Origin of the sequence: Streptomyces sp. CC208A, from assembly GCF_030010625.1 — a bacterium.
In the GTDB taxonomy this organism is placed as follows: Bacteria; Actinomycetota; Actinomycetes; order Streptomycetales; family Streptomycetaceae; genus Streptomyces.
On the sequence record NZ_JASCXN010000037.1, the window covers coordinates 25,460 to 49,522 of the forward strand.

At 74.1% G+C, this 24,063-nt stretch carries 25 protein-coding genes; 16 read left to right on the plus strand and 9 right to left on the minus strand.

Going from position 1 to position 24,063, the window contains the following annotated elements:
* Nucleotides 1-53 precede the first annotated feature (53 nt).
* The 5 genes from QK442_RS30325 to rpmB form a co-directional block, all read right to left on the minus strand.
* The gene (locus QK442_RS30325; RefSeq protein WP_282697294.1) at nucleotides 54-761 is read right to left on the minus strand and encodes an SDR family oxidoreductase; all 708 of its coding nucleotides are present in this window, start codon (nucleotides 759-761) and stop codon (nucleotides 54-56) included.
* 363 nt (nucleotides 762-1,124) lie between these two features.
* Nucleotides 1,125-2,285: a GTP-binding protein gene (locus QK442_RS30330; protein WP_282697295.1), complete on the minus strand. Its 1,161-nt coding sequence runs from the start codon at nucleotides 2,283-2,285 to the stop codon at nucleotides 1,125-1,127.
* A 7-nt stretch (nucleotides 2,286-2,292) separates the two neighbouring features.
* Complete coding sequence (gene rpmF, locus QK442_RS30335; protein ID WP_282697296.1) at nucleotides 2,293-2,463, minus strand: 50S ribosomal protein L32; 171 nt, start codon at nucleotides 2,461-2,463, stop codon at nucleotides 2,293-2,295.
* A gap of 268 nt (nucleotides 2,464-2,731) precedes the next feature.
* Complete coding sequence (gene rpsN, locus QK442_RS30340; RefSeq protein ID WP_282697297.1) at nucleotides 2,732-3,037, minus strand: 30S ribosomal protein S14; 306 nt, start codon at nucleotides 3,035-3,037, stop codon at nucleotides 2,732-2,734.
* Nucleotides 3,037-3,273, minus strand: a complete 237-nt coding sequence (rpmB, locus tag QK442_RS30345) for a 50S ribosomal protein L28 (RefSeq protein WP_282697298.1) — start codon at nucleotides 3,271-3,273, stop codon at nucleotides 3,037-3,039. Before rpmB ends, rpsN begins: the two co-directional genes overlap by 1 nt.
* 68 nt (nucleotides 3,274-3,341) lie before the next feature.
* Between rpmB and rpmG the strand changes: the two genes are divergently transcribed.
* From rpmG to QK442_RS30385, 8 genes are all read left to right on the plus strand, one after another.
* Nucleotides 3,342-3,506: a 50S ribosomal protein L33 gene (rpmG, locus tag QK442_RS30350; RefSeq protein WP_099198435.1), complete on the plus strand. Its 165-nt coding sequence runs from the start codon at nucleotides 3,342-3,344 to the stop codon at nucleotides 3,504-3,506.
* A 44-nt stretch (nucleotides 3,507-3,550) separates the two neighbouring features.
* A complete protein-coding gene (locus tag QK442_RS30355) occupies nucleotides 3,551-3,796 on the plus strand; it encodes a type B 50S ribosomal protein L31 (RefSeq protein WP_041132231.1) in 246 nt (81 codons plus the stop codon).
* Nucleotides 3,796-4,947 (plus strand): GTP-binding protein, encoded by a 1,152-nt coding sequence (locus QK442_RS30360; RefSeq protein ID WP_282697299.1) that lies wholly within the window; start codon nucleotides 3,796-3,798, stop codon nucleotides 4,945-4,947. Before QK442_RS30355 ends, QK442_RS30360 begins: the two co-directional genes overlap by 1 nt.
* A gap of 38 nt (nucleotides 4,948-4,985) precedes the next feature.
* Nucleotides 4,986-5,222, plus strand: coding sequence for a 30S ribosomal protein S18 (rpsR, locus tag QK442_RS30365; protein WP_041132233.1), 237 nt, complete (start codon nucleotides 4,986-4,988; stop codon nucleotides 5,220-5,222).
* A 127-nt stretch (nucleotides 5,223-5,349) separates the two neighbouring features.
* Nucleotides 5,350-6,891: an ABC transporter substrate-binding protein gene (locus QK442_RS30370; protein ID WP_282697326.1), complete on the plus strand. Its 1,542-nt coding sequence runs from the start codon at nucleotides 5,350-5,352 to the stop codon at nucleotides 6,889-6,891.
* Nucleotides 6,888-8,720, plus strand: coding sequence for an ABC transporter permease subunit (locus QK442_RS30375; protein WP_282697300.1), 1,833 nt, complete (start codon nucleotides 6,888-6,890; stop codon nucleotides 8,718-8,720). Before QK442_RS30370 ends, QK442_RS30375 begins: the two co-directional genes overlap by 4 nt.
* A complete protein-coding gene (locus QK442_RS30380) occupies nucleotides 8,701-9,636 on the plus strand; it encodes an ABC transporter ATP-binding protein (RefSeq protein ID WP_282697301.1) in 936 nt (311 codons plus the stop codon). The genes QK442_RS30375 and QK442_RS30380 overlap by 20 nt, the downstream gene beginning before the upstream one ends.
* Nucleotides 9,633-10,313, plus strand: a complete 681-nt coding sequence (locus tag QK442_RS30385; RefSeq protein WP_282697302.1) for a dipeptide/oligopeptide/nickel ABC transporter ATP-binding protein — start codon at nucleotides 9,633-9,635, stop codon at nucleotides 10,311-10,313. The genes QK442_RS30380 and QK442_RS30385 overlap by 4 nt, the downstream gene beginning before the upstream one ends.
* A gap of 4 nt (nucleotides 10,314-10,317) precedes the next feature.
* On the opposite strand, the gene QK442_RS30390 is transcribed toward QK442_RS30385, so the two are convergent.
* On the minus strand, nucleotides 10,318-10,755 hold the full coding sequence (locus tag QK442_RS30390) for a hypothetical protein (RefSeq protein WP_282697303.1): 438 nt from the start codon (nucleotides 10,753-10,755) through the stop codon (nucleotides 10,318-10,320).
* 133 nt (nucleotides 10,756-10,888) lie between these two features.
* On the opposite strand from QK442_RS30390, the gene QK442_RS30395 reads away from it, so the two are divergent.
* A complete protein-coding gene (locus tag QK442_RS30395; protein ID WP_282697304.1) occupies nucleotides 10,889-12,991 on the plus strand; it encodes an NB-ARC domain-containing protein in 2,103 nt (700 codons plus the stop codon).
* Here QK442_RS30395 and QK442_RS30400 read toward each other — a convergent pair.
* The gene (locus QK442_RS30400; RefSeq protein ID WP_282697305.1) at nucleotides 12,979-14,607 is read right to left on the minus strand and encodes a translation initiation factor 2; all 1,629 of its coding nucleotides are present in this window, start codon (nucleotides 14,605-14,607) and stop codon (nucleotides 12,979-12,981) included. The genes QK442_RS30395 and QK442_RS30400 overlap by 13 nt on opposite strands.
* Before the next feature lie 276 nt (nucleotides 14,608-14,883).
* Between QK442_RS30400 and QK442_RS30405 the strand changes: the two genes are divergently transcribed.
* Complete coding sequence (locus QK442_RS30405; protein ID WP_282697306.1) at nucleotides 14,884-17,085, plus strand: tetratricopeptide repeat protein; 2,202 nt, start codon at nucleotides 14,884-14,886, stop codon at nucleotides 17,083-17,085.
* On the opposite strand, the gene QK442_RS30410 is transcribed toward QK442_RS30405, so the two are convergent.
* On the minus strand, nucleotides 17,025-18,782 hold the full coding sequence (locus QK442_RS30410) for a CDP-glycerol glycerophosphotransferase family protein (protein WP_282697307.1): 1,758 nt from the start codon (nucleotides 18,780-18,782) through the stop codon (nucleotides 17,025-17,027). The two genes, QK442_RS30405 and QK442_RS30410, sit on opposite strands and share 61 nt — an antisense overlap.
* Before the next feature lie 222 nt (nucleotides 18,783-19,004).
* On the opposite strand from QK442_RS30410, the gene QK442_RS30415 reads away from it, so the two are divergent.
* The 6 genes from QK442_RS30415 (at nucleotide 19,005) to QK442_RS30440 (ending at nucleotide 23,004) form a co-directional block, all read left to right on the plus strand.
* Nucleotides 19,005-19,364 carry a zinc ribbon domain-containing protein YjdM gene (locus QK442_RS30415; protein WP_282697308.1) on the plus strand — a complete coding sequence of 120 codons (360 nt, stop codon included), beginning with the start codon at nucleotides 19,005-19,007 and terminating at the stop codon, nucleotides 19,362-19,364.
* 168 nt (nucleotides 19,365-19,532) lie between these two features.
* Nucleotides 19,533-19,874, plus strand: a complete 342-nt coding sequence (locus tag QK442_RS30420) for a metalloregulator ArsR/SmtB family transcription factor (protein ID WP_282697309.1) — start codon at nucleotides 19,533-19,535, stop codon at nucleotides 19,872-19,874.
* Nucleotides 19,875-19,930: 56 nt separating this feature from the next.
* A complete protein-coding gene (locus QK442_RS30425) occupies nucleotides 19,931-21,592 on the plus strand; it encodes a SulP family inorganic anion transporter (protein WP_282697327.1) in 1,662 nt (553 codons plus the stop codon).
* On the plus strand, nucleotides 21,589-22,002 hold the full coding sequence (locus QK442_RS30430) for a pyridoxamine 5'-phosphate oxidase family protein (RefSeq protein WP_282697310.1): 414 nt from the start codon (nucleotides 21,589-21,591) through the stop codon (nucleotides 22,000-22,002). Before QK442_RS30425 ends, QK442_RS30430 begins: the two co-directional genes overlap by 4 nt.
* Nucleotides 22,003-22,072: 70 nt before the next feature.
* Complete coding sequence (locus QK442_RS30435) at nucleotides 22,073-22,486, plus strand: STAS domain-containing protein (RefSeq protein WP_282697311.1); 414 nt, start codon at nucleotides 22,073-22,075, stop codon at nucleotides 22,484-22,486.
* A gap of 167 nt (nucleotides 22,487-22,653) precedes the next feature.
* A complete protein-coding gene (locus tag QK442_RS30440; protein ID WP_282697328.1) occupies nucleotides 22,654-23,004 on the plus strand; it encodes a metalloregulator ArsR/SmtB family transcription factor in 351 nt (116 codons plus the stop codon).
* A 126-nt stretch (nucleotides 23,005-23,130) separates the two neighbouring features.
* Here QK442_RS30440 and QK442_RS30445 read toward each other — a convergent pair whose 3' ends face one another.
* Nucleotides 23,131-24,063: an NADP-dependent oxidoreductase gene (locus tag QK442_RS30445; RefSeq protein ID WP_282697329.1), complete on the minus strand. Its 933-nt coding sequence runs from the start codon at nucleotides 24,061-24,063 to the stop codon at nucleotides 23,131-23,133.

Genomic DNA, 24,063 nt, shown 5'->3' on the forward strand with positions numbered 1-24,063 from the left:
CTGCGTGCTCGCCGCCCGCCACACGGCCGAACGGCGTGACGCGGACTCCGTCTCTACCAGGCCAGCGGTTCGCCGTCCCGGAAGAACCCTCCGGTGGGGCCGGAGTCGGGCAGGGTGGCGGCCCAGACGACACCGGCGGCGCCCTGCTCGACGGGCCCGCCGCCCGGACCTCCCATGTCGGTGGCGATCCACCCCGGGCAGACGGCGTTGACCAGGATCCGCTCGGCGCGCAGTTCGTCGGCGAGCTTGCGGGTGAGGGCGTTGAGGGCCGCCTTCGAGACCCCGTAGGCGGGGGTTCCGCCCGTCATGTGCTCCAGGGAGCCCGACTCGCTGGAGACGTTCACCAGACGGGGGTGGGCCGAGCGGCGCAGCAGCGGCAGGAACGCCTGCGCGGTCCGCCAGGCCCCGAAGAGGTTGGTCTCCAGCGTGCGGCCGACCTCGTCGAGGTCGGCGGAGACCGCGCGCCGATCGCTGTCGTAGTCGATGGCGGCGTTGTTGACGAGGACGTCGAGGCGCCCGAACTCCGCCTCCACCTCGCGGGCGAGGACCCGGACGCCGTCGGCGTCGGTCACGTCCAGTCGGCGGGGCAGCAGCGTGCCGGACACGCCGGGAGCCAGACCGGCGACGGCCCGTTCGGCGTCCTCCGGGCGGCGGGCGCACAGCAGCACGGTGTGGCCGAGCGCGGCGAGCTGACGTGCGGTCTCCCGGCCGATTCCCCGGTTGGCGCCCGTGACCAGAGATACCGGCGCGATGGTGTCCATGCTGTCTCTCCTCGACATGGATGATCAAGTTCCGGCAGCAGGTTATGCCCCGCTCCGCCTCCACGGATCAGTCCCGAGCCACAGGCGGACTGCGCCCTTGGGCGTAGTTCTCAAAGCGTCCTAGGGGTGGCGCGGAGCGCGGCCGCTGTCGTCCTTGCCCGGTCGGCACGGACCGCACCCCCACGACCGGCACCCTGCTCGGCACGGGCCTCGGCCAGGGCCCGGTCCCGCTCCTCGCGGCTCGTGTGGCCCTTCACCCGGCGGACGAAGGCGGGCGGACCGGCGCGCCGATGACACGGGCCGGGCCGGACGGTGCCGTGGCTGCGACCACCGTCCGGCCCGGAGTCAGGAGGGGCTGGGATGTCAGGCCGCGTGCTCGTGCTCGCAGGCGTCCTCGATGCCGTACGTCTCCCACGCGGGGAAGTCGTCGTCGGCGGGAACGGCCTCGCCCGGTGTCAGCAGACAGGCGTCGAGGGCCGCACGGAGAGCGTCGGCACGCAGGCCCGTACCGATGAAGACCAGCTCCTGGCCCTGTGCGGTCTCCGGACCGCGGGCGCCGGACGGTTCGAACCGGGCGACGGCGCCGGCCTGGGACCACAGCCCGGTCACCCGGGGCCGGCTGGCGAGCCAGAAGAACCCCTTGGAACGCAGGACGCGCCCGAACGTGCCGCTGTCGAGACCCTTGGTGACGAAGGTCCACAACCGGCCAGGGTGGAAGGGCAGATCGGAACGGAACACCAGCGACGAGATGCCGTACTCCTCGGTCTCCGGCACGTGGTCGCCGTTGAGCTCCCTCACCCAGCCGGGGGCCTGCTGCGCCTTCTCCACGTCGAACAGGCCGGTTCCCAGGACGTGTTCGAGGGGTACCCGCCCGCGTACGGCGGGGACGATCCGCGCCGCCGGGTTGAGCCGGGAGAGCGTGGCGCGCAGCCGCCGGGCCTCCTCGGGCCCGACCAGGTCGAGCTTGTTGAGGACGATGACGTCCGCGAACTCGACCTGGTCCATGAGGAGATCGCTGACGGTGCGCTCGTCGTCCTCGTACTGGTCCAGGCCGCGCGCGACGAGCTCGTCGCCGCCGTCGAGCTCCGGCAGGAAGCCGGCGGCGTCCACGACGGTCACCATCGTGTCCAGGCGGGCGAGGTCGCCGAGCGTGGCCCCGTCGTCCCGGGGGAAGGAGAACGTCGCGGCGACCGGCAGGGGCTCGGAGATGCCGCTGGACTCGATGAGCAGATAGTCGAACCGCCCTTCGCGGGCCAGTCGGTCGACCTCTTCGAGCAGGTCGTCGCGGAGGGTGCAGCAGATGCACCCGTTGGTCAGCTCGACCAGACGCTCCTCGGTGCGGGACAGGGCCGCCTCGCCGCCGCGCACGAGCGCGGCGTCGATGTTGACCTCGCTCATGTCGTTGACGATGACCGCGACCCGCAGCCCTTCGCGATTGCCGAGCACATGGTTGAGCAGCGTGGTCTTCCCGGCCCCGAGGAACCCCGAGAGGACGGTGACGGGCAGCCGGTCGGTGGACGCCATGAGCCGCTCAGCCCTCCGGGCGGATGAGGCCGCGCTCGTACGCCTTCACCAGGCGCTGCGGGACCTGGTGCACCACGCCGTCGACGGTGACCGGCACCAGCTGGGGCGTGGTCGCCTTCCACTGGGCGCGGCGGTGGCGGGTGTTGCTGCGGGACATCTTCCGCTTGGGGACGGCCATCGTGAGACTCCTCGGTCGGTTCTGACACGGAGAAGATACATGAAAATGGATCCCATTTTCAAAACGACTCCGCACGGACCCGGTCCTCGCCCTCCGGAGCGGCCTTCGGGGTGCCCGCGTGCGGCACCCCGGTCCCCCTCGCGGGCCCGGGGTGCCCCACGCGGACAGAGCCGACCTTAAGCGCTCATGGCAACCATTTTCAATGGCGTGGCCACGGCTCGCCCTCCGCCGTCACCCGGCGAGGCCGGGCGTGCGGGGAAGTCGCTCCCTACCAGGACGACTTGGTCACTCCCGGCAGGAACCCGGCATGCGCCTGCTGCCGCGTCCGTACGCGCGAGAGTCCGAACGTGCGCAGATATCCCCGCGGGCGCCCGTCCACGCTGTCGCGGTTGCGTACGCGGGTGGCGCTGGCGTCGCGCGGCTGTCGGCGCAACTCCGCCTGAACGGCCTCGCGTTCGGCCGCGGTGGAGGACGGGCGGCGGATGATCTCCTTCAGTTCGGCCCGCCGGGCGGCGTACCGCTCGACGATTGCCTTGCGCTTCTCGTTCTGCGCGATCTTGCTCTTCTTCGCCATCAGACCTTCACCCCTCGCGCGCGGATCCGGGCCACGGCGGCTTCGATGCCGATCGTGTCCACGGTCTTGATCGCCCTGGCGCTCAGGGTCAGACGGACGTACCGCCCCTCGCTGGGCAGCCAGTAGCGCTTGCGCTGGATGTTCGGGTCGAAGCGGCGCGAGGTGCGCCGGTGCGAGTGGGAGATGTTGTTGCCGAAACCGGGCTTGGCGCCGGTCAGTTGGCAGTGGGCTGACACGGGGGCAGCCGCCTTTCCCGCCCCAGGGGCGTGTTGGTAATGGAAATCGTTCCCATATGCTAGCCGCCATGGCACGCAACGAGATCCGTCCGGTCATCAAGCTCCGCTCCACGGCGGGCACCGGCTTCACCTATGTCACCCGCAAGAACCGGCGCAACGACCCCGACCGCCTGGTGCTGCGCAAGTACGACCCCGTCGTCGGCCGGCACGTGGACTTCCGCGAAGAGCGCTGATCCCGCACCCCACTCCCGTACACACACCGCCGAAAGGTCCTTCTGTGAAGCCCGGAATCCACCCCGCCTACGAGCCCGTCGTCTTCCGCGACTCCGCCTCCGGAACCGCCTTCCTCACCCGGTCGACGATGACCAGCGACAAGACGGTCGAATGGGAGGACGGCAACACCTACCCCGTCGTCGACGTGGAGATCTCCTCCGCCAGCCACCCCTTCTACACGGGCACCGCGCGCGTCCTCGACACCGCCGGGCGCGTCGAGAAGTTCCAGCGCCGCTACGGAGCCCGGTGATGCGTCACGAGCACCAGCTCCCCGTCGTCATCGTCGCCGGCCTGCACGCCGAGGCCAGGACCGAGGTCGTCGACCGCCTCCTGAAGGCCGTCCCCGGCAGCGTCGCCCTGCACCACGACCTGACGGGGGCACCCGACGGCAGCGTCCTCCGGCTGATCCGCGACGCCGCCGGCACCCTCTCCCGGGGCGAGGCGCCCCTGGTCAACGACTGCGCCTGCTGCGCCCTGCGCGAGGACCTCGTCCCCGAACTCGAGCGGATGGCCGACGACGGCTCGACCCGTCTCGCCGTGGTCGAACTGTGGGACTCGGTCGAGCCCAAGGCCATGGCCGAGGTGATCGCAGGACACGGCGGAGACCGTCTGGTCCTGACGAACGTGATCACCGCCGTGGACCCCGCCCTCGTCCTGCCCTGCCTCGCCAACGGCGACGACCTGTCGGAAGCCGGCCTCGCGGCCGCCGCCACCGACCGGCGGACCGTCGGCGACACCTGGGCCCGCCAGCTGGAGTACGCCCCCGTCCTCGCCGTCGTCGACAACGACGAGGCCGACGACGAGGACCGCGCCCTCCTCGCCCAGCTGCACCCCACCGCCCTCCGGGTACCGGCGACCTCCGCCGAACTCGCCCGGATCGCCCTCGCCGGCTTCGATGTCGAGGCCGCGGCGGCCGCCCAGCACCCCGCGTGCGCGCTGCTGCCCCAGGAGGCGGACGAGGCGGGGGTCGCCACCTTCGTCTGGCGTCGGCACCGCCCGTTCCACCCGGAACGGCTCTACCAGGCGCTGGAGGACCTGTGCTGTGCCGCCGCCCGCAGCCGCGGCCGGTTCTGGCTCGCCGACCGCCCCGACACCCTGCTCGCCTGGGACGCCGCCGGCGGAGCGCTGTGCGTGGAGAACGCCGGTCCCTGGCTGGCGTCCCTGCCCGACGCGGCCTGGGAGATGGTTCCCGCCGTGCGCCGCGCGGCGGCCGCGCTCGACTGGCACCCCGAGCACGGCGACTGCTGCCAGCACCTCGTCTTCACCTCGCCAGGACTCGACCGCGACGGCCTGGAACGGCTCCTGGACTCCTGCCTCCTGACGGACGCGGAGTACGCCTCGGGGCCCGAGGCGTGGAAGCACCTGCCCGCCGCCTTCGACGCCCTCCTCGACGCCGCCTGACCACCCCCGAGAAACACCCCACCCAAGGAGACCCCGCGATGGCCCGACGTCCCGACCCCCGCAAGCCCGTCAAGTCCCGCCCCAACCCCCTCGACGCGGCCGGCATCACCTACATCGACTACAAGGACACCGACCTGCTGCGCAAGTTCATCTCCGACCGGGGCAAGATCCGCAGCCGCCGCGTCACCCGCGTGACCGCCCAGCAGCAGCGCGCCCTCGCCACCGCCATCAAGAACGCCCGCGAGATGGCCCTCCTGCCCTACGCCAGCCGCTGACGACAACCGAACAGCCCCTCCTCCCACAGAACTCGGCGCCTCGATCCGGGGAGCCGGCCGACCGGCCGGCTCCCCGCCGATCCTCACCCCGGCGACTGAACGTAGAAAAGATCTCACTGTGCCCCAGCTGCCCCCACCCCGCCGCATATCCCGCCGCTCTCTCCACCGCGCGTTCGCCGCGACGGCGTTCGCCACCGCGACGGCGGTCCTGGCGTCCGGCTGCTTCGCAGGCCCGGCCACCGGCCCGGCCGCCGGGACCGCGAAGGACGGGTCGGCGCGCGACGGCCGCGTACGGGTCGCGATGATGCAGCCGCCGCGCTCCGGGCTCTCGCCGCTCTCCGACGACGCCTTCAAGCTCTCCCGGTGGTCCACGGCGGAGACCCTGATCAGGCTCGACGCGAACGGCGACGCCGTCCCCTCGCTCGCCACCGCCTGGCACCGGTCCGGCCGCACCTGGACCCTCACCCTCCGCGACGGCGTCACCTTCCACGACGGCACCCCCCTGACCGCCGAGGCCGCCGCCCGCTCCCTCACCGCCGCCGCCCAGGCCTCGCCCAAGCCCCGCATCCTCGACGGCGTCACCCTCACGGCCCACGCCACCGGCCCCCGCACCCTCACCGTGACCACGGCGGACACCGACCCGCTCCTGCCCCAGAGACTGAGCTCGCCACAGCTGTCGATCCTCGCCGCCAAGGCGTACCGGGACGGCCGGGTGAACCCCGTCGGCGCCGGCACCGGCCCCTTCGTGCTCGTCCGGGCCGACGGCACCGCCTCCGCCACCCTCGACCGGTACGACGGCTACTGGGGCGACCGGGCGAAGGCCGCCGGCATCGACGTGCGGTACGTCCCCGACGGCACCGCCCGGGCGGCGGCCCTGCGCAGCGGCGAGGCCGACATCGTCGAGGCCGTCCCCGTCTCCCAGGCGAGCCTCCTCGATCCGGAACGGATCGCCGAGGTCGCCATGCCGCGGACGAACACCCTGTACCTCAACACCAGCCGCGGCCCGTTCAAGGACCCGGCCCTGCGCGCCGCCGCCCGCACGGCCGTCGACGCCCGCGCCCTGGTCGCCGGCGTGTACGAGGGCCGGGCCGACCTCGCCACCGGCCTCCTCGGCCCGGCGCTGCCCTGGGCGGCGAAGCTGCGCGAGCCGATCCGGAAGACCGCCGGCGCCACCGTGCCCCCGGGCACCACCCTCACCCTCGGCACCTTCACCGACCGGGCCGAACTGCCCGAGGTCGCCCAGCTCCTCCAACAGCAGCTCCAGAAGGCCGGGTTCACGGTACGGCTGGACATCCGCGAGTACGCCATGATCGAAGCCGACGCGCTGGCAGGGAAGTTCGACGCCTTCGTCCTCTCCCGGGCCACCGTCCTCGACTCCGGCGACCCCGCCGCGTACCTCTACAGCGACTTCGCCGCCGACGGCTCCTTCAACATCGCCCAGCTCGCGGACCCGGCCGTCGACCGGGCCCTCGACAAGGCCGCCGCGATCGCCCCCGGAGAGGCCCGCCGCCGGGCACTGATCGACGCGGAGGCCGCCGTACTCGCCTCGGACGCGGCCGTCCCGCTGCTGCACGAACGCGTCATCCAGGGCGAGGCGCCCGGCGTCGTGGGAGCAGCCCGCGACCCGCGCGAACGCGAACTCGTGACCGCCGCCACCCACGTCCGATGAACCGACCGACACCCGCCGCCGATCGGACGGACCGGTCGAAGCGGACCACCGGCCCCGGTCCACGCGGGCGGACAGCCGGCGCGGCCGTCCTCGGACGCGCGGCCGCCCTCGGCGGTCTCGTCACCGTCCTCGGACTGCTGCCCTGGCTGTCCGGGAAGGACCCGGCCCTCGCCCTGCTCCGCGCCCGGTCGGCGGAGCAGGAGCCCACCCCCGAGGCACTGGCCGCGATCCGGGCCGACCTCGGTCTGGACGCGGGGCCGCTCGGCCTCCTGGGCGACTGGGCCGGCGGAGTGCTCCGCGGAGACCTCGGCACCTCCTGGGTCTCCGGGGCCGAGGTGCTGCCGGCCGTCCTTTCGGGCCTCGGCGCCTCCCTGACCCTCATGGGCGCGGCCCTCGCCGTCGCCCTCGCCCTCGCCGCGGTCCTCGCCGCACCGGTCTGCCTCCGCGGCAGGGCGACCGCCGGGACGGCCGCCGCGGTCCTCGCCTCGCTGCCCGAGTTCCTGCTCTCCCTCGTCCTCCTGATCGTCGCCGGCGTGTGGCTCGGTCTCGCGCCGACCTCCGGCTGGGCAGGACCGGCCCATCTGGTGCTGCCCGCGCTCGCCCTCGGCCTGCCCGGCGGCGCGCTCCTCGGACGGCTCGTCGCCGACGCGCTCCCCGCCGTCCTGGCGGAGCGCTGGGCCGAGCTGTGGCGCGGCGCCGGCGTCGGCAGGGCCAGGATCGTCCGGGCCGCGCTCCGCCGCGCGCTGCCCTCGCTGCTGCCCCAGTTCGGGATGGTCGCCGTCGGACTGACCGGCGGCGCCGTGGCCGTCGAGACGGTCTTCGCCGTCCCCGGCATCGGCCGGACGGCACTCGGCGCCGCGAAGGCCCAGGACCTCCCGCTGCTCCAGGGCTGCGTGCTCGCGCTCCTCGCCCTCGGCCTCCTGGCCGGCGGCGCGGCCGCCGCCGTGCGGCGCGGGCTCCTCGGACCGGCGCTGCGCGAGGCGGCCCTGAGCCTTCCCGCACCGCTGCCGCACCGCGGATCCCCCGCCGTCCTCCTGGCCCTCGCCGGCCTGCTCGCCGCCGTCGTCACATGGGGGCTGCTCCGTGACCCGTACGCGGTGGACCTCACGGCCCGCCTCGCCGGGCCGTCGGCCGCGCACCCGCTCGGCGCGGACGCACTCGGCCGGGACGTCCTGGCCCGCCTCGGGCACGGCGCCGCCACCACCGTCGGCACGGCCGCCGCCGTGACCGGCCTGAGCTGGCTGACCGCCCTCGCCCTCGGCTTCCTGCCGGGCACCGCGGCCGGCCTCGCGGAGGTCGCCAACGCCCTGCCACCGGTGATCGTGGGGATGGTCGTCGCGGCCGTGACCGGCCCTGGCACGGCCGCCGCGGCCCTCGCCGTGACACTGGTCTCCTGGCCGCCGCTCGCCGCGCACGCCGCGGCACTCGCCCAGGAACTGCGCGCCTCCCGCTTCCTCCAGGCCCAACGCGCCCTCGGCGCGAGCCCGTTCTGGATCGCGACCCGGCACGTCCTGCCCGCCGTGGCGGGCCCGGTCGCCCGCCACGCGATGCTACGGCTCCCCGGCGTCGCCCTCGCCCTCGCCTCGCTCGGCTTCCTCGGCCTCGGCGCCCAGCCGCCCTCACCGGAATGGGGCCTGCTCCTCGACGAGTCGGCCGACTACGTCGAACGGGCCCCCGTCGCCGCACTCGCACCGGTGGTGGCCCTCGGCCTCCTCACCGTACTCGCCGTCCGGCTCTCGCACACCGCCGTACGACTCCGTCCCGCCCGCCCCGCCCCCACCTCTGTCCACACCGAAGGAAAGACCCCCCTTGCCACCCCCGCCCAGTGAACCGCTCCTCACCGTCGACTCCCTGCGCGTCTCCTTCCCCGGAACCGAGGCCGTGCGCGGTGTCTCCCTGGAGGTGTACGCGGGCGAAGTACTGGCCCTGGTCGGCGAGTCCGGCGCCGGGAAGTCCCTCGTCGCCCGCTCCCTGCTCGCTCTGGTACCGGCCGACGCCGCCGTCACCGGCCGCGTCCTGCTGCGCGGCGCACCGGTCACGCCCACCGACCTCGGCCGCGTCCTCGCCTGGATCCCCCAGGACTCCCTGTCCGCCCTTTCACCGGTCCACCGCGTGGAGGACCAGCTCGCCGCCGCGGTCCGATCCGTGCGGGGCGCGGACCGTGCCGAGGCCCGGACGGCCGCGCGGCGTGCGCTGGCGGCCGTCGGCCTCCCGCCGGAAGCGGCCGCCTCGTACCCGCACATGCTGTCGGGCGGCATGCGGCAGCGGGCCGTGATCGCGACGGCACTTGTCAACGGCCCCCGGCTCGTCGTGGCCGACGAGCCGACCACGGCACTCGACCCGGACCGGCGGGAGCAGGTCCTCGCCCTCCTGCGCGAGCGATGCGCGGCGGCGGGGGCGGCGCTCCTCCTCGTCAGCCACGATCTGGAGTCCGTACGGTGCCACGCCGACCGGGTGGCCGTGATGCATGCCGGCCGCATCGCCGAACTCGGCCCCGCGGAACGCGTCCTGAGCCGCCCCGCCGCCCCGTACACCCGGGCCCTCCTCGCCTCGCTGCCCACCCCCGACCTGCCCCACCGCTCCCGCCTCCCCGCCCTCGACCTCACCGGCACACCCGGGCAGGGCTGCGCCTTCGCCCCGCACTGCCCCGCCGCCACCGACCGCTGCCGGACCGAGGAACCCCTCCTCCGAAGCGTCGACGGCCTGCGGGTCGCCTGTCACCACCCCGTACAGGAGACGGCATGACCACCCTCCCCCTCCTCCACGTACGCGACCTCGTCGTGCGGTTCGGGGAACGGACGGCCGTCGACCGGATCGGCTTCGACGTCGCGGCCGGCGAGACCGTCGGCCTCGTGGGCCCGTCCGGCTGCGGGAAGACGACCACGGCCGCCGCCGTCCTGCGGCTGCTGCGTCCCGCAGCGGGATCCGTGCGCTTCGACGGCATCGAGCTGACCACCCTGCGCGAGCGGGAACTGCGCCCGCTACGGGCCAGGTTCCAGCCGGTCTTCCAGGACCCGTACGGCGCCCTCAGCCCCCGGCGGCGCGTCCGCGACCAGATCGCCGAGCCGCTCCGGCTCCACGGCCTCTGGACGGCGGAGACGGGCCCGGCCAGGGTGGCGGAACTCCTGTCCGCGGTAGGCCTGGACGCCTCCCACGGCGCCAGGCGGCCGTACGAACTCTCGGGCGGCCAGTGCCAGCGCGTCGGCATCGCACGGGCCCTCGCCACCCGCCCGGAGCTCCTCGTGCTCGACGAACCGACCTCCGCCCTCGATCCCTCCCGGCGGGCCGCGGTCCTCAACCTCCTGATGGACCTTCAGGACGAACTGGGCCTCGCCCTCCTGTTCATCTCGCACGACAGGACCGCCGTCCGGCACCTCTGCCACCGCGTCCTGACCATGGCCGACGGAAAGCTCTCCGCGTGACCCTTCACCGCTCCTGGCCGGGCGCGGCCGCCGACCGGTTCATGGTGAACGTGAGGTGGGAGAAGTCCCGGCCCTGAACCACGGTGCTGTCCTTCACGTCACCGCTGACGCTGTTGTGGACGGTGCAGCCCTGCGCCGTCTGCACCTGCCCCCACCACTCGTCGAGGCACGCCCGGAACTCGCCGTCCAGAGCGGCGCGTACGCCCAGGGCCGTGGCGAGTGCCTGGGCCCGGACATCATCGGCGGGCGCGTCCTCCAGAGCCGTGAGCTCCGCCTCGCCCGAACTGATCGACGGGACTTGCTCGTCTTCGGCTCCCTGTGCGGACCCGCGGCGGAAAGGCCGCCGGACCAGGGCCGTGAGCCCGAGCCACGCGTTGCGTCCCGCCTCGGAACCGATGCTGCCCGCCAGTGCCGCCAGCGCGGCCGCCGTGATCGGATCCACGTCCGTCCCCCTCGGTCTGTGTCGCGGATCCCCAGTTTAGAGCGGTGAACGGCTGCCCCGGGGGCGATTCCTCGCCAAGGCCGACAGCACCCGTCGGTCCGTCAGCTCGCCTCGTACGCCCTACTGTTGTCGCATGGCGGAGGAGACGCGCAACAGTCTGGACGGACGTGCCGAGGTCGTCGTACAGGCCGGCCGCATAGGGGAACTGCACCAGCACCTGCACGGCGTGGAGCTGTCGCAGGCGCCACCCGTCCCGCTCCAACTCCCCCCGGCGCTCCGCTGGTTCGAGAACCGGCACGACGAACAGGGGCGCATCACCCGGGCGATCGAGGACCACGCCACCGGCACCGGTCCTCTCGTCGTCGCGCTCACCGGCATGGGCGGGGTGGGGAAGACGGCCCTCGGATTCCACGTGGCACGCGGACTGGCGGACCGTTACAAGGACGGGGTGCTCTACCTGGACCTGGACGACCTCCGGCGGGACGGCTCCGTCGAAGTCGCCGACGCCGTCGGCGAACTGCTGACGGGGCTCGGCCACTCCCCGGAGCGGCTGGAGCGTTCCTTCGCCGGCCGCACGAAGCAGTGGTGGAGCCGCACACGGGACAAGCGCCTGCTCGTGGTCGTGGACAACGCCAGATCCGGCAGCGAGGTGACACCGCTCCTTCCCGCGTCCGACCGGAGCATGCTCCTCGTCACCAGCCAGGGCGCCCTGTACGACCTCGACGGCACCGCCGCCGTCGAGGTCACGGTCGACCCGCTCCACCCGGACGACGCGGCGCGCCTGCTGACGCACCTGGTGGACGACCCCCGCCTCACGGGTGAACCGGAGGCCGCCGCCCGACTCGCCGAAGGGTGCGGCGGCCTGCCGGCCGCGCTGCAGGTGGCCGGCCAGTGGGTGCGCAAGTACCGCAGACGGAGCCTGTCCCGGCTGGTCGACGAGCTCACGGCGGAACTGCACACGAAGGGCATCCCCATGGTCGAGGCCGTCTGGGACGCCGCGTACGAGGGCCTCACCGCGGAAGCCGCCCGCCTGTACCGGCTGCTGCCGGAGCTGCCGGGACCCAGGATCGAGGAACTGCCCGCCGCGGCCCTGCTCGCCCGCGGCCCCGACGAGGCGGCCGACACCCTGGAAGAGCTCGAATCCGCCGCCCTGCTGGACAGCAGGGGAGAGGGCGGATGGCGGATGCACGACCTCCTGCGGGGGCACGCCGAGCGCCGCGCGCGACGGCACGACCCGGAAGGGGAGGAGCGCGCGCGGGCCCGCCGCCGCGTCATCACGTGGTACCGGCGCCAGGCCGCCCGGGCGGATCTGCTCGCGGCGGGCCCGCGCATGACCTTCGCCGGGACGCCCGACGCGGCCGGGGAAGACGTCCCCGACGTCGTGTTCCGCGGCAAGCCGGAGGCGCTGCGGTGGCTGGAGTCGCAGCGCCTCGCCCTGTACGGGAGCGTCACCCTGGCCTTCGAAGCGGGGCTGGACGAGGACGCCTGGGCGCTGTGCGAGCCACTGTGGACCCACTTCCTCGACCACCCGCACTACGCGGACACCATCGACGCCTTCCGGACCGGCGTGGAGGCGGCCGACCAGGCCGAACACCTGCCCGCCATGATCAGGATGCGGTGCCAGCTGGCCCGTCCGCTGTGGGAACAGGGACGGTACGAGGACGCCGCCGAGCAGCTGCGGCACGCCCTGCGCGCGGCCGAGTCCCTGGGGGAGTCCCTCGCGGAGCGGAAACTCAGGGCTTCGACCATCGAGTTCCGCGGCCTCCTGCGGGCGGAGACCGAGGACTGGACCGGCGCCGCCGCCGACTTCACGACGGCGAGGGACGCGCACCGGGAGATCGGCAACACGTACGGCGTGCTGCTCCAGACCTACCTGCTGGGACGGACCGCCCTGCGGAGCGGCGCCCCCCACGAGGCGATCGCCCACCTCGAAGAGGCGTACACGAGCGCGGTCGAGCAGCAGCGCGAACGGATGACCTCGCGCGCCGGGTTCGAGCTGGGGCGCGCTCTGCGGCTCGCGGGCAGGCCGGGGGAGGCCCACCCCCTGGTGAGCGCCGCCCTCGACGGCGCCCGCCGCCGCGGTTCGCGTACGGACGAGATCCGCGTCCTGGAGGAGCTGGCGCTCCTGGCGGAGGCGAACGGTGACCCCGCGGACGCCGAAGCGCACCGCGCGGCGGCACGCCGCCTCACCGCCGAGGCCGACGGAGCCCCCGCCGACGGCGCTCAGAGCTCGTAGAGCAGGTCGTCCGCGTGCGCCGTGTCCAGGTGTACGCGGACGGCCACGGGCCCGGTGTCGCACACCAGCGTCATGCCGGGCACCGGGCCCGTCCGCGCGTCGCCCAGCCGGGCGTGGACCGCCGAGACCACGGCCGACGGGTCGGGGTACGAGGCACGGCCACCGCTCCGGTCCGGTTCCACCCGGGCGGTGAACACCCCCGCCGACCGGTGCCGGACCAGGATGCGCCTCCGGTCGAGAACAGCCGCCGCCGTACGGCAGCCGGGGTACTCCTCCAGGGCCCGTTCCGTCCAGCCCTCCGCGGTCCACGCGGCGAGGGGACCCGACGCGGTGTCCGTCCCCGCCCGGCGCCAGAGCACGCCGGCGCTCTGCAGATGACGCGGGCCCGCGGCGGGGAACTCCGCGCAGAGGTGGTGGAACGCCTCGCGCGTGCGGGCCGGGACACGCGTCACGGAGACCGTGTCACCCGCCACGCGGATCCGCACGGCGAAGGCCGGCGGCCGACGGGACGGCGCCGAAGGCCGGGGGAACGCCCGGGCGTCCGGGCCGTCCTCCGAAAGGGGGCTCAGCCCGAGCAGGCGGTAGAGGTGCGCGCGCAGCCGCGCCAGCGCCTGCCCCTGCGGGGTGAACGCCCGCGCCGCGTGAGGACGGGTGTCGACGGACGACGCGGCGTCGAGAGCGGCCTCCAGGCGGGCGGCGGCCGTCAGCCTCGGAGCGGCGTCCAGAAGCCGCGCCCCCGGACTGCCGGGCAGGACCTCCCCGCCGCCGTCGTAGGCGTTGACCACCGGCGTTCCCAGCGCCGCGGCGTAGAGAGCGGCGGAGCCGTGGTCGGTCACCACGGCGTCGGCGGCGACCAGGACGGCCGCCCACTCCTCGTACGGCCCGGCGAGAATCAGCCCTGCCGAGAGGGCGGGCGCGAGTCGGCCCGAGAGGTCGAACGAGCCGATCCTGCTGTGCTCGTTGGGGTGCAGGGCGAGGGCGAACTGGTACGCGTCGTACGGCAGGAGCGCCGTGAGCTCGGCGGCGAGCCCCGGGCGGCGGACGAGAAGCGACTCCCGGCCCCAGGTGGAGGCCAGGACCACGAGTCGGCGAGCGCCGGTCCCCAGAGCCGTCCGGTACTCCTCGCGGTACGGGACCGAGGCCAGGAAGCGGTCCAGGGTGGGGTCGCCCACGACGACGCCCCGGCTCGCCGCCAGGCGACTCCGGCTCTCCAGGCGGGCGACCTGGTCCCCGTGGGCCAGGGCGTGGAGATCGGCCCAGGGCGTGCCGTCGGCGAGCAGGTAGGAGGGGTCGAGACCGGACGGCACCCCCGGCGCACCGTCGTCGACCGACTTGTTGAAACCGGCCCCATGGGGCAGCAGGACGCGGCGGCCGGAGAGACGGTGGAGACCGCCCTTGGGGCTGGCGGCGAGAACCAGGTCGTGCCGGGCGTGGAGGGCCTCCTCCCACGGCAGGGTCCGAACGCCCGCCCGCTCCAGCGCCGCGAGGGCGTCGACGCCGAAGTCCGAACCGGGCATCAGGGTGAAGCGGGTGACGATCCGGTGGTCACCGTGGAAGACGGGCAGGACGTCGAGGAGCCGGTGCAGCGCCACGGCGGAACGCACGGCGACCAGCACGACCCGCTGCCCGCTGCCCGCTGCCCGCTGCCCGCTGCCCGCTGCCCGCTGCCCGCTGCCCGCTGCCCGCTGCCCGCTGCCCGCTGCCCGCTGCCCGCTGCCCGCTGCCCGTTCAAGTGTTCGATTCTATCCGGTGGGCGGGGCGAAAGGGGAGTGGGGTCGTACGAGGACGCCTGATGCGGCATGGCCCCGATGGTACCGATCGTGTAATCCGCTCATCCTCGGGCGGGGTCCAGTACGGTGGCCCGTGTCCGGCGAACCGAGAGGTGGTGGTCCTTGAGCGCGCACGACGGACCGGAGCGTCCCGTGACGTCCGGGATCACGAACCACCTCGCCGGGAACGTCGACGGACAACTGGCTCAGGTGGGCGTCGTACACGGACCCATCACCTTCAACTACCACGCGGTCCAAGGCGTGCCGACGCCCGGAGGCCGCCGTCCCAACCAGGTGCCGAGACCCCCGCGCCGCTTCGTCGACCGCCACCGGACCTTCGCCGAACTTGACGAAGTCCTCGCCGTCACCGATTCCCCCGGCTGCCCGATCGGAGTCCTCAACGGACTTCCCGGCATCGGCAAGCGGGCCGCCGCGAGCCAGTGGGCCCACAGCAACCACCGGCGCTTCCCCGGCGGACAGCTCTTCGCCGACTTCGCCCGCCTGCGGGCAGGCGCCGGCGGGGACGTCTCGGAGGCGCTCGCCGGCTTCCTCCGGGCGCTCGGCGTCCACGAGCCGCACCTCCCCACGGGGTTCGCGGACCGGACCGCTCTCTACCGGGACCTCTCGGCCGAGCGGGGCGGCATGCTGGTCGTCCTGGACGGCGTGACGCGCCCCGCCCAGGTCACCGCCCTCCTGCCGCAAGGGGAGGGCAGCGCTCTGCTGGCGACGAGCACGCGGCGGCTCGGCGAACTCGCCCTCGACGGCGCGGCACTGCTCCAGCTCGACGTCCTCGACCCGGACAGTGCCCTGGAACTGCTGTCGGCCGTGTGCGGCCCCCGGCGGATCGCGGACGAACCCGAGGCGGCCAGGCGCCTGGTCGAACTGTGCGGCGGCCTGCCGATCGCGGTGTGCCTGTGCGGTGCCCGGCTGCTGACCCACCGGCGCCTGACCGTCGGCGAACTGGTCGCCGAACTCACCGACGAGCAGAGCCGCCTGAGCCGTATCGCCGTGTCCTCCGACCACGAGGAGCGCACCGTGTCCGCCGTTCTCGAACTGGCCTACCGCGACCTCCCCGCCACCGCCGCCCGCGTGTACCGGGCGCTCGGCCACCTGCCCGGCCTCAGCTTCGACACGGCCGTGGCGGCGGTCGCCGCGGGCCTCGGAGCGACGGAGGAGGCCCAGGAAGCCCTGGACGTGCTGGAAAGGGCCAGCCTGCTCTCCGTCCTGGAGGACCGCAGGTACGCCCTGCACGAACTCGTACGGCTCCACGCCCGGCAGGCATCCCTGGCCGAGGACCCGCCCGGCACGGACCGGGAGACCGTGGGCCGGGTGCTCGGCCACTACCGCCTGCTGACGGTCCTGGCGGACCTGGCCGTCCGCGCCGACCGGCTCAGGATCACCGACCCGGCCGAGGCCGCCGGTGCCACCGGGACCCTCGCGGCCTCCGGAGCGGAAGGAGGTGGTCCGAGCCCCTTCGCCGCCGCCGACGATCCCCGCCACGACGCGCTCTGCTGGCTGGAGGCCGAGCGCTCCAACATCCTCGCCGTGCTCCGTACCGCTATCGCACCGGACTTCGCCCGCCCCGTCTGGCAGACGGCAGAGTCGTTCACCGTGCTCTTCCTCCACCACCGCCATCTCGCGGACTGGCGCGAGTCGCTGGAACTCGGCATCGAGGCGGCCCGACGGGACGGCGCGGTGGCGGCGGAGGCCAGGCTGCGCAGCCTGCTGTCCAGGCCGCTCCTCGACCTGGAGCAGGACGAGCGGGCCAGGGAACACCTGGACACCGCGGAGCGGCTCGCCGTGGAATCCGGGCACCTCGCCCTCCAGGCCTCCGTGCAGGAGTTCCTCGGCCGCTACTGGGACCGGCACGACCCGGCCCGCGCGGCGGACGCCTACCGGGCGTCGCTCGCCCTCAACGCCGAGGCCGGGGAGCGGCGCGGCGAGGCGCTCGCCCGCTACTTCCTGGGCTGCGCGCAGAGCGCGACGGGCGACCACCGGGCCGCTCTCGCGACGCTCGACGAGGCGCGTGCGGACCTCCTCGCCCTCGACGACCACCGCATGGCGGCGCGGGCCCTCGCCGACATCGGCAGGACGAAGGCGCGGCTGGGCGATGCCGACGGGGCGGTCACCGCCCTCGTACAGGCGGCCGACGACCTGAAGAAGGGCGAGGCGTTCCACTACGAGGCGCAGGCCCGGGAAGACCTCGCCGAGCTCCTGACCGACCCCGAAGAAGCCAGGGCGTCCCTGCGCCGCGCCCTCACGATCTACGAGGAGGGCGGCAGCCCCCGGGCGGCGGCCGTCCTGGCCCGCCTGACCGCGGACTGATCGCGGGACGGATCCGGAGCCCGCAGCGCGAGACGCCGGCGGCGCGGACCGTGCCACAGCGTCAGCGTCGTGCCGTGGAGGGGCAGTCCGGCGCGCAACGAGGCGTACACCGCCGCGGCCGCGGTACCGGCGTCCAGGGGCGTGCGGTCGAGGGCCGTGACGTGGACGGTCCGCCCGTCGCGCAGCCCCACCAGGCAGCCGTCCTCCTGGGGGAAGGCGGCGATCCGCGCCCCGGGCCAGTCGGCCAGCAGACGGCCGACGCCCTCGCCCGCCGCCTCGGGGGAGTGGAATCCCGTGGTGACGCAGACGACCGAGGCGCTCTCCACCAGCCGGGTGTCCGGCTCGTCGATGTCGCAGGCCAGGTGCCAGAAGGCGGAATCGCCCTCGGCCGACTCCTCGGCCGCCCCGGCCGGGAACCGGCGCACGCGTACGTCCACGTCGCCCGCCGCGTCCCGTACGACCTCCGTGCGCACCAGGAAAGACCGGGCGCGCGCGGTGGCGGGCGGCGGAAGCGGATAGGCCCGGGGGCCGCGGGACGGGACGGGCTTCTGCGGGAGGAGGTCCAGGAGTTCGTACACGAGCTCGCGGAGACGGGACAGAGCGGCGTCGGGCTCCGCGAAAGCGCCCGCGGCGATCGCGGCGAACCGATCGGGGCGGTGCCCGGACAGGGCCGCCTCCACCTGCCCGCCCAGCGGCCGGTCCGCGGCCACCCACGGCGCGGTGGTACGCAGCGCGTACCCGGCCGTCCCCGGCACCGCCTCGGAGCCGAACGCGCCGAGGAGGACGGGCCGGCCGATCGCCGCCCCGTACAACGTCACCGAACCGTGGTCACCGATCACCGCGTCGGACGCGACCAGGGCCTGCTGCCAGCCGTCCGTGGGATCGACGGCGATCAGCCCCGCCTCCAGGGCGGTCCGCTGTACGGTCCGCACCTGCCAGGAGCCGTGCGCGGACCAGACGTTCGGATGCAGGACGAGCGCCACCCGGAACTCGTCGGCGGGCAGCTGGGCCAGCAGCTCGGCGGGCAGTTCGGGCCGGGTGCCGATCAGTGACTCGGCCCCCCACGTCGAACTGACGAGCACCAGCCGCTGACCGGGCAGCAGACCGAGCGCGGCCCGGTACCGCTCGCGCCAACGGGCGCTGGCCCGCAACCGGTCGAGACACGGATCGCCGACGAGCACGGTCCGCCCCGCGGTGCCCGGATGAGCCGCCGCGAGCTGCGCGGCCTGGTCGGGGTGGGACACCGCCAGCCAGGCCCGCCGGGCGGTGAGCAGCTCCTCCGGGACCAGCCCCGACAGCCGTGTGCCGGTCCCGGCGGAGTCGGGTACCAGCTTCTGGAACCCGACGCCGTGCGGAAGCACCAGGACCGGGTAGTCACCGGGCGGGACCGTGATGTTCTCGGAGGCCGAGACCAGCAGGTCCGGCGAGATGTCCGCGAGCTGGGACCAGGGGAGCGTGCGACAGCCCGAGGCGCGCAGCAGATCGAGGACCCCGTCGTTGAAGGCCGAGGTCGGATCGTAGGCGAAGACCACGGTGACGCGGGGGTCGTCATGGACGATCTCCGGTACGACCTCCAGGACCCGGACGAGCGAGGTGACCGTCCGCGCCGCCACCACCAGCGTCCGCTCGCCACCGAAAGTGCGCCAACGTCCGGCGTCGGGCCCCACCGGGACCAGGATGCGTCCGTCGGACTCCATCGCGCACCTCCGCCTCACGGCAGGATCGCACACCCGCGCATCATCGGCTCCCGGCTCCCTAGCATAGTTGTGGGTACTCAGCAACCGACCCTTCGCTTTCTCTCCCGAGAAGGCTACTCGGTGAGGCGCTGCGGGATCGAGGCCCCGCCGGCAGGTTGCCTGGTGAGGAGCCGGAAACGGCGGTTTCGGCTGACATCGCTTCGGCTGGCATAACATCGTCGAATGAACGAAACCCTTCCCCCCTGCCCCGAGTGCTCCGGCACCTACACCTACGAGATGGGCGCCCTCCTCGTCTGCCCCGAGTGCGGTCACGAGTGGGCGGCCTCGTCCCAGGCCGCCGGTGAGGACACCCCGTCCGCCGAGAAGGTGATCAAGGACTCGGTCGGCAACGTCCTCTCCGACGGCGACACGGTCACCGTCGTCAAGACCCTCAAGGTCAAGGGCAGCCCCACCGGCATCAAGGCCGGCACCAAGGTCCGCAACATCCGGCTCGTCGACGGCGTCGACGGCCATGACATCGACTGCAAGGTGGACGGCTTCGGCCCCATGCAGCTCAAGTCGAGCGTGGTCAAGAAGGCCTGACCGCGCCTCCACCGCCCCCTCCTCGCACCCGGCCACCCATCTCTATGAATTGCATAATTTGGCAATTAGCTACATGATGTGTTTGCTGTGCCCGTAAGTAGCCGCGGGCACAGCGCTGAGCAAGAGCCTTCGCGCCGCCGCGCGAGGCGGCGAGGAGAGGGCGGGAGCGTGTCGGTTCCGCTGTACCAGGCCAAGGCCGAGTTCTTCCGGATGCTGGGGCACCCCGTCCGCATCCGCGTCCTGGAGCTGCTCCAGGACGGCCCGATGGCCGTACGGGATCTGCTGGCGGAGATCGAGGTGGAGCCGCCGGCACTGTCGCAGCAGCTGGCGGTTCTGCGCCGGTCCGGGATCGTGACGTCGACCCGGGACGGCGCGACCGTCGTCTACACGCTCGCCGGCGGCGACGTCGCGGAACTGATGCAGGCCGCGCGGCGCATCCTGACCGAGATGCTGTCCGGACGGAACGAGCTCCTCGCCGAGCTCCGGGAGACCCAGGCCGGGGCCCGGTGATCACGGTTCTGAGCAGGCTGCGTTCCCTGCTGCCCGTGCGCGCGGACTTCGCCGCCATGGGCCGCGATCCCCGCCGGGACCTGCTCGCGGGACTCACGGTGGCCATCGTCGCGCTGCCGCTCGCGCTCGGCTTCGGCGTCTCCTCCGGCCTCGGCGCCGAGGCCGGTCTCGCGACCGCCGTGGTGGCCGGAGCGGTCGCCGCCCTGTTCGGCGGCTCGAACCTGCAGGTGTCCGGGCCGACCGGGGCGATGACCGTCGTCCTGGTCCCCATCGTGGCGCGGTACGGACCGAGCGGGGTCCTCACGGTCGGCCTGATCGCCGGTGTGATCGTGATCGGCCTCGCCGTGGCCAGGGCCGGCCGGTACATGGCGTACATCCCGGCCTCGGTGGTGGAGGGCTTCACCCTCGGCATCGCGCTCGTCATCGGCCTCCAGCAGATCCCCCACGCCCTCGGTGTCCCCAAACCCGAGGGCGAGCGGGTGCTGGAGGTGACGTGGCGCGCCGTCGGGGAGTTCGTCCAGGCCCCGAACTGGACCGCCCTCGGCCTGGCGCTTGGCGTGGCCGCCCTCATGCTGGGCGGTGCCCGATGGCGGCCCGCCATCCCCTTCTCGATCGTCGCCGTGATCGCGGCCACCGTCGTCGCTCAGCTCTTCCACCTCGACGCGGCCACCCCGATCGGCGAGCTCCCGGCGGGACTCCCCGTCCCCTCCCTCGGCTTCGTCGACCTCTCGCAGCTGGGATCGCTCATCGCCCCGGCGATGGCCGTCGCCGCGCTCGCGGCCCTGGAGTCCCTGCTGTCGGCGCAGGTCGCCGACGGCATGACCGTGGGGCAGAAGCACGACCCCGACCGGGAGCTGTTCGGCCAGGGCCTCGCGAACCTGGCCGCGCCCCTGTTCGGCGGCGTGCCGGCGACCGGCGCCATCGCCCGTACGGCGGTCAACGTCCGCACCGGCGCCACCTCCCGGCTCGCGGCACTGACCCACGCCGCCGTCCTCGCCGCGATCGTCTTCGCCGCCTCCCCGCTGGTGTCGAAGATCCCGCTGGCCGCCCTCGCCGGGGTGCTGCTCGCCACCGCCGTCCGCATGGTCGAGGTCGGCTCGCTGCGGGCCATGGCGAAGGCCACCCGCTCCGACGCCCTCGTCCTCGTCCTGACCGCCGTCACCACCCTCGCCCTGGACCTCGTGTACGCGGTGATCATCGGCTTCGTCGTCGCCGGCGCCCTCGCCCTGCGCGCCGTGGCCCGACAGGCACGGCTCGCCGAGGTCGACCTCAAGGCGGACCTGCCGGGCGACCACAGCGCGGAGGAACACGCGCTGCTCGCCGAGCACATCGTGGCGTACCGGATCGACGGCCCCCTCTTCTTCGCCGCCGCCCACCGCTTCCTCCTCGAACTGTCCGAAGTGGCCGACGTCCGCGTCGTCATCCTGCGCATGTCCCGCGTGACGACCGTCGACGCCACCGGCGCGCTCGTGCTCAAGGACGTCGTCGAGAAACTCAACCGGCGTGGCATCGCCGTCATGACCTCCGGGATACGCCCCGGCCAGCGGCAGGCCCTCGACTCCGTCGGCGCCCTGGACCTGCTGCGTCTCCACGGACGGGAGTTCGCCACCACACCCGAGGCGATCGCCGGCGCCCGCGCCCACCTCCAGGGCACGGGGGTACTGACCGCCGCCCCCGCCCAGCAGCCCCGCACCACTGCCGAGGAGCCCGTCCGATGACAGCCGCCACGACCCGCCGCATGGTCGACGTCTCCGGCGCGGAGGCGCTGTGGCTCCTCCAGGGCACGGCCCGGGGACGCCTGGTCCACCTGAGGCGCGAGGTGCCGGTCGTCCGCCCCGCCGTCCACGTCCTGGAGTACGGCCGGCTCGTCGTCCGCTGCCCCGTGCAGGCCGACGCGCTCGCCGGAAGACCGGTCCTCACCTACCAGGCCGAGGAGATCCGGAGCGAGGCCGGCACGGGATGGAGCGTCACGGTGTCGGGCCCCGCGGAACCCGTCACGGACGCCGCCGAGGCCGCCCACTACGCCCGTACCCTGCCCGGCTGGGCGTACGGGCCGCACGACACGCTGCTGCGGATCACCCCGCAGACCGTGACCGGGCACCGGCTGGGCACGGTGAACCCCGCGTGACGGCAGGCGACGAGACCCCTCCGCATCGGCACGCGCCGACGCCGCCCCTGTGAAGACGAAGGCGAAGACGATGACCATCGAATGGCGCTACACCACCCACCCCGGCCTCGGCGTGCTGTCCCTGTCCGGCTACCTCGGCGCGGACGCGGTCGGCCGGTTCAGCGGTGCCGTCGGCTGGGCACTGGCACGGGGGACGGGCCCGGTCGTCCTCGACCTCACCGGCCTCCGCGGCTGGTCGGCCGGCGGCCAGCTCGCCGTCGCGGAGGCGGCCCGCCGCCTCGCGACGGAGGGACGCGGCCTGGAACTCGCCGCGATCCCCGCCGACGGCTCCCTGGTCCCCACCGGCGACACCCCTCCGATCCCGGTCCACTGCGACCTGGAGGCCGCGCTGGCCGCGCACCACGGCGGCGGCGAGGAACAGCGGGAGTGGCGCAGCGACGACTGGCCCGGCCCGCGCACCACGGCGGCCCCGGCCGGAAGCTGACCGGGGGAGACCGCACACCCCTCCTTGATCGCCACGACGGTGCGGAGCGGGAGGATGGTCCCCATGACGAAGAGTTCTGGACGGTCACGACGGACACCGCGGGCACGGCGACGACCGCACGGCACCCCGGAGGGTTTCCGGAGGCTGGGGCTGGGGCGGTGGACACGGTGAAGGCGCCGCTGTACCAACTGAAGGCGGAGTTCTTCAAGACGCTCGGCCATCCCGTACGCATCCGTGTGCTGGAGCTGCTGAGCGAGCGGGAGCACGCGGTCTCGGAGATGCTGGCCGAGACGGACGTCGAGGCGGCGCACCTGTCGCAGCAGCTCGCCGTGTTGCGCCGGTCGAACCTGGTCGTCGCGCGACGCGAGGGCTCGACGGTGCACTACTCACTGACCAGCCCCCAGGTGGCCGACCTGCTCGCGGTCGCACGGTCGATCCTCTCCGGCGTGCTCGCCGGGCAGGCCGAGCTCCTCGCCGACCTCCACGCCGCCGCCCCGCGCACACCGCCACCCCCGTGACGGCGGCTTCGAGACCGGCGGCCGCCCCTGCCGCGGATGGACAGCACCCCGCGCGGCAGGGGCAGCCGCCTTCCCCTTCGTACGGGTTACGGGAACGCGGGCCCGGCATGACCCGGAAGGCGCGGCCTAGGAGACGGTGAGCACGATCTTGCCGGTGGTGCGGCCCGTCTCGCCCAAGGCATGCGCCTTGGCCGCGTCCGTGAGCGGGAAGACGGCCTCGACGTGGGCGCGCAGGGCCCCGGAGGCTGCCAGGTCGGCGACGGCGTTCATGCCGGCGTGGTCGGCCTCGACGAGGAGGGTCGCGACACGGACCCCGCGGGCGGCGGCCTTCGCGGCCTCGTCGGGGTCGGTGCCCGGCAGGATCGACACGAGGACGCCGCCCGGCCGCAGGACGTCGAGGGAACGGGTGCGGGTGTCGCCGGACAGGGGGTCGAGCACCATGTCGACGTCCTGGACGGCGTCACGGAAGTCGGCGGTGCGGTAGTCGACGACCTCGTCCGCGCCGAGGGAGCGCACGAAGTCGTGCTTGGGCGCGCTGGCGGTGCCGATGACGTACGCGCCGCGGGACTTGGCGATCTGGACGGCGAGATGGCCGACCCCGCCGGCGGCCGCGTGGATCAGGACGCGCTGTCCGGCACGGACCGCGGCGGTGTCGACGACCGCCTGGTGGGCGGTGAGGGCGGCGAGCGGCAGGGCACCGGCCTGGACGTGGTCGATGGCGGCGGGCTTGCGCGCGAAGGCGCGGGCGGGACCCGTCACGTACTCGGCGTGGGAGCCGACGCCGTGCGGGTAGGGCAGCATCCCGAAGACCTCGTCACCGGGCTCGAACAGGGTGACGCCGAAACCGACGGCCTCGACGACCCCGGACGCGTCCCAGCCGAGGACGAGCGGCAGACGGTTCAGGAAGAGACCGGCGGCGCGGTGCTTCCAGTCGGACGGGTTCACCCCGGCGGCGCGGACCGCGACGAGGATCTGGCCCGGACCGGGCGCGGGCCGCGGCAGCACGACCTCCTTCAGCACCTCGGGGGTGCCGTGGGCGTCCTGGCCGATGGCCCGCAT

Bases quoted from the DNA above. Each gene is read 5' to 3' on its own strand.
- QK442_RS30325 (WP_282697294.1), bottom strand. From the start codon at position 761: ATGGACACCATCGCGCCGGTATCTCTGGTCACGGGCGCCAACCGGGGA.
- QK442_RS30330 (WP_282697295.1), bottom strand. From the start codon at position 2,285: ATGGCGTCCACCGACCGGCTGCCCGTCACCGTCCTCTCGGGGTTCCTC.
- rpmF (WP_282697296.1), bottom strand. From the start codon at position 2,463: ATGGCCGTCCCCAAGCGGAAGATGTCCCGCAGCAACACCCGCCACCGC.
- rpsN (WP_282697297.1), bottom strand. From the start codon at position 3,037: ATGGCGAAGAAGAGCAAGATCGCGCAGAACGAGAAGCGCAAGGCAATC.
- rpmG (WP_099198435.1), top strand. From the start codon at position 3,342: ATGGCACGCAACGAGATCCGTCCGGTCATCAAGCTCCGCTCCACGGCG.
- QK442_RS30360 (WP_282697299.1), top strand. From the start codon at position 3,796: ATGCGTCACGAGCACCAGCTCCCCGTCGTCATCGTCGCCGGCCTGCAC.
- rpsR (WP_041132233.1), top strand. From the start codon at position 4,986: ATGGCCCGACGTCCCGACCCCCGCAAGCCCGTCAAGTCCCGCCCCAAC.
- QK442_RS30375 (WP_282697300.1), top strand. From the start codon at position 6,888: ATGAACCGACCGACACCCGCCGCCGATCGGACGGACCGGTCGAAGCGG.
- QK442_RS30385 (WP_282697302.1), top strand. From the start codon at position 9,633: ATGACCACCCTCCCCCTCCTCCACGTACGCGACCTCGTCGTGCGGTTC.
- QK442_RS30395 (WP_282697304.1), top strand. From the start codon at position 10,889: ATGGCGGAGGAGACGCGCAACAGTCTGGACGGACGTGCCGAGGTCGTC.
- QK442_RS30410 (WP_282697307.1), bottom strand. From the start codon at position 18,782: ATGGAGTCCGACGGACGCATCCTGGTCCCGGTGGGGCCCGACGCCGGA.
- QK442_RS30415 (WP_282697308.1), top strand. From the start codon at position 19,005: ATGAACGAAACCCTTCCCCCCTGCCCCGAGTGCTCCGGCACCTACACC.
- QK442_RS30425 (WP_282697327.1), top strand. From the start codon at position 19,931: ATGGGCCGCGATCCCCGCCGGGACCTGCTCGCGGGACTCACGGTGGCC.
- QK442_RS30430 (WP_282697310.1), top strand. From the start codon at position 21,589: ATGACAGCCGCCACGACCCGCCGCATGGTCGACGTCTCCGGCGCGGAG.
- QK442_RS30435 (WP_282697311.1), top strand. From the start codon at position 22,073: ATGACCATCGAATGGCGCTACACCACCCACCCCGGCCTCGGCGTGCTG.
- QK442_RS30445 (WP_282697329.1), bottom strand. From the start codon at position 24,063: ATGCGGGCCATCGGCCAGGACGCCCACGGCACCCCCGAGGTGCTGAAG.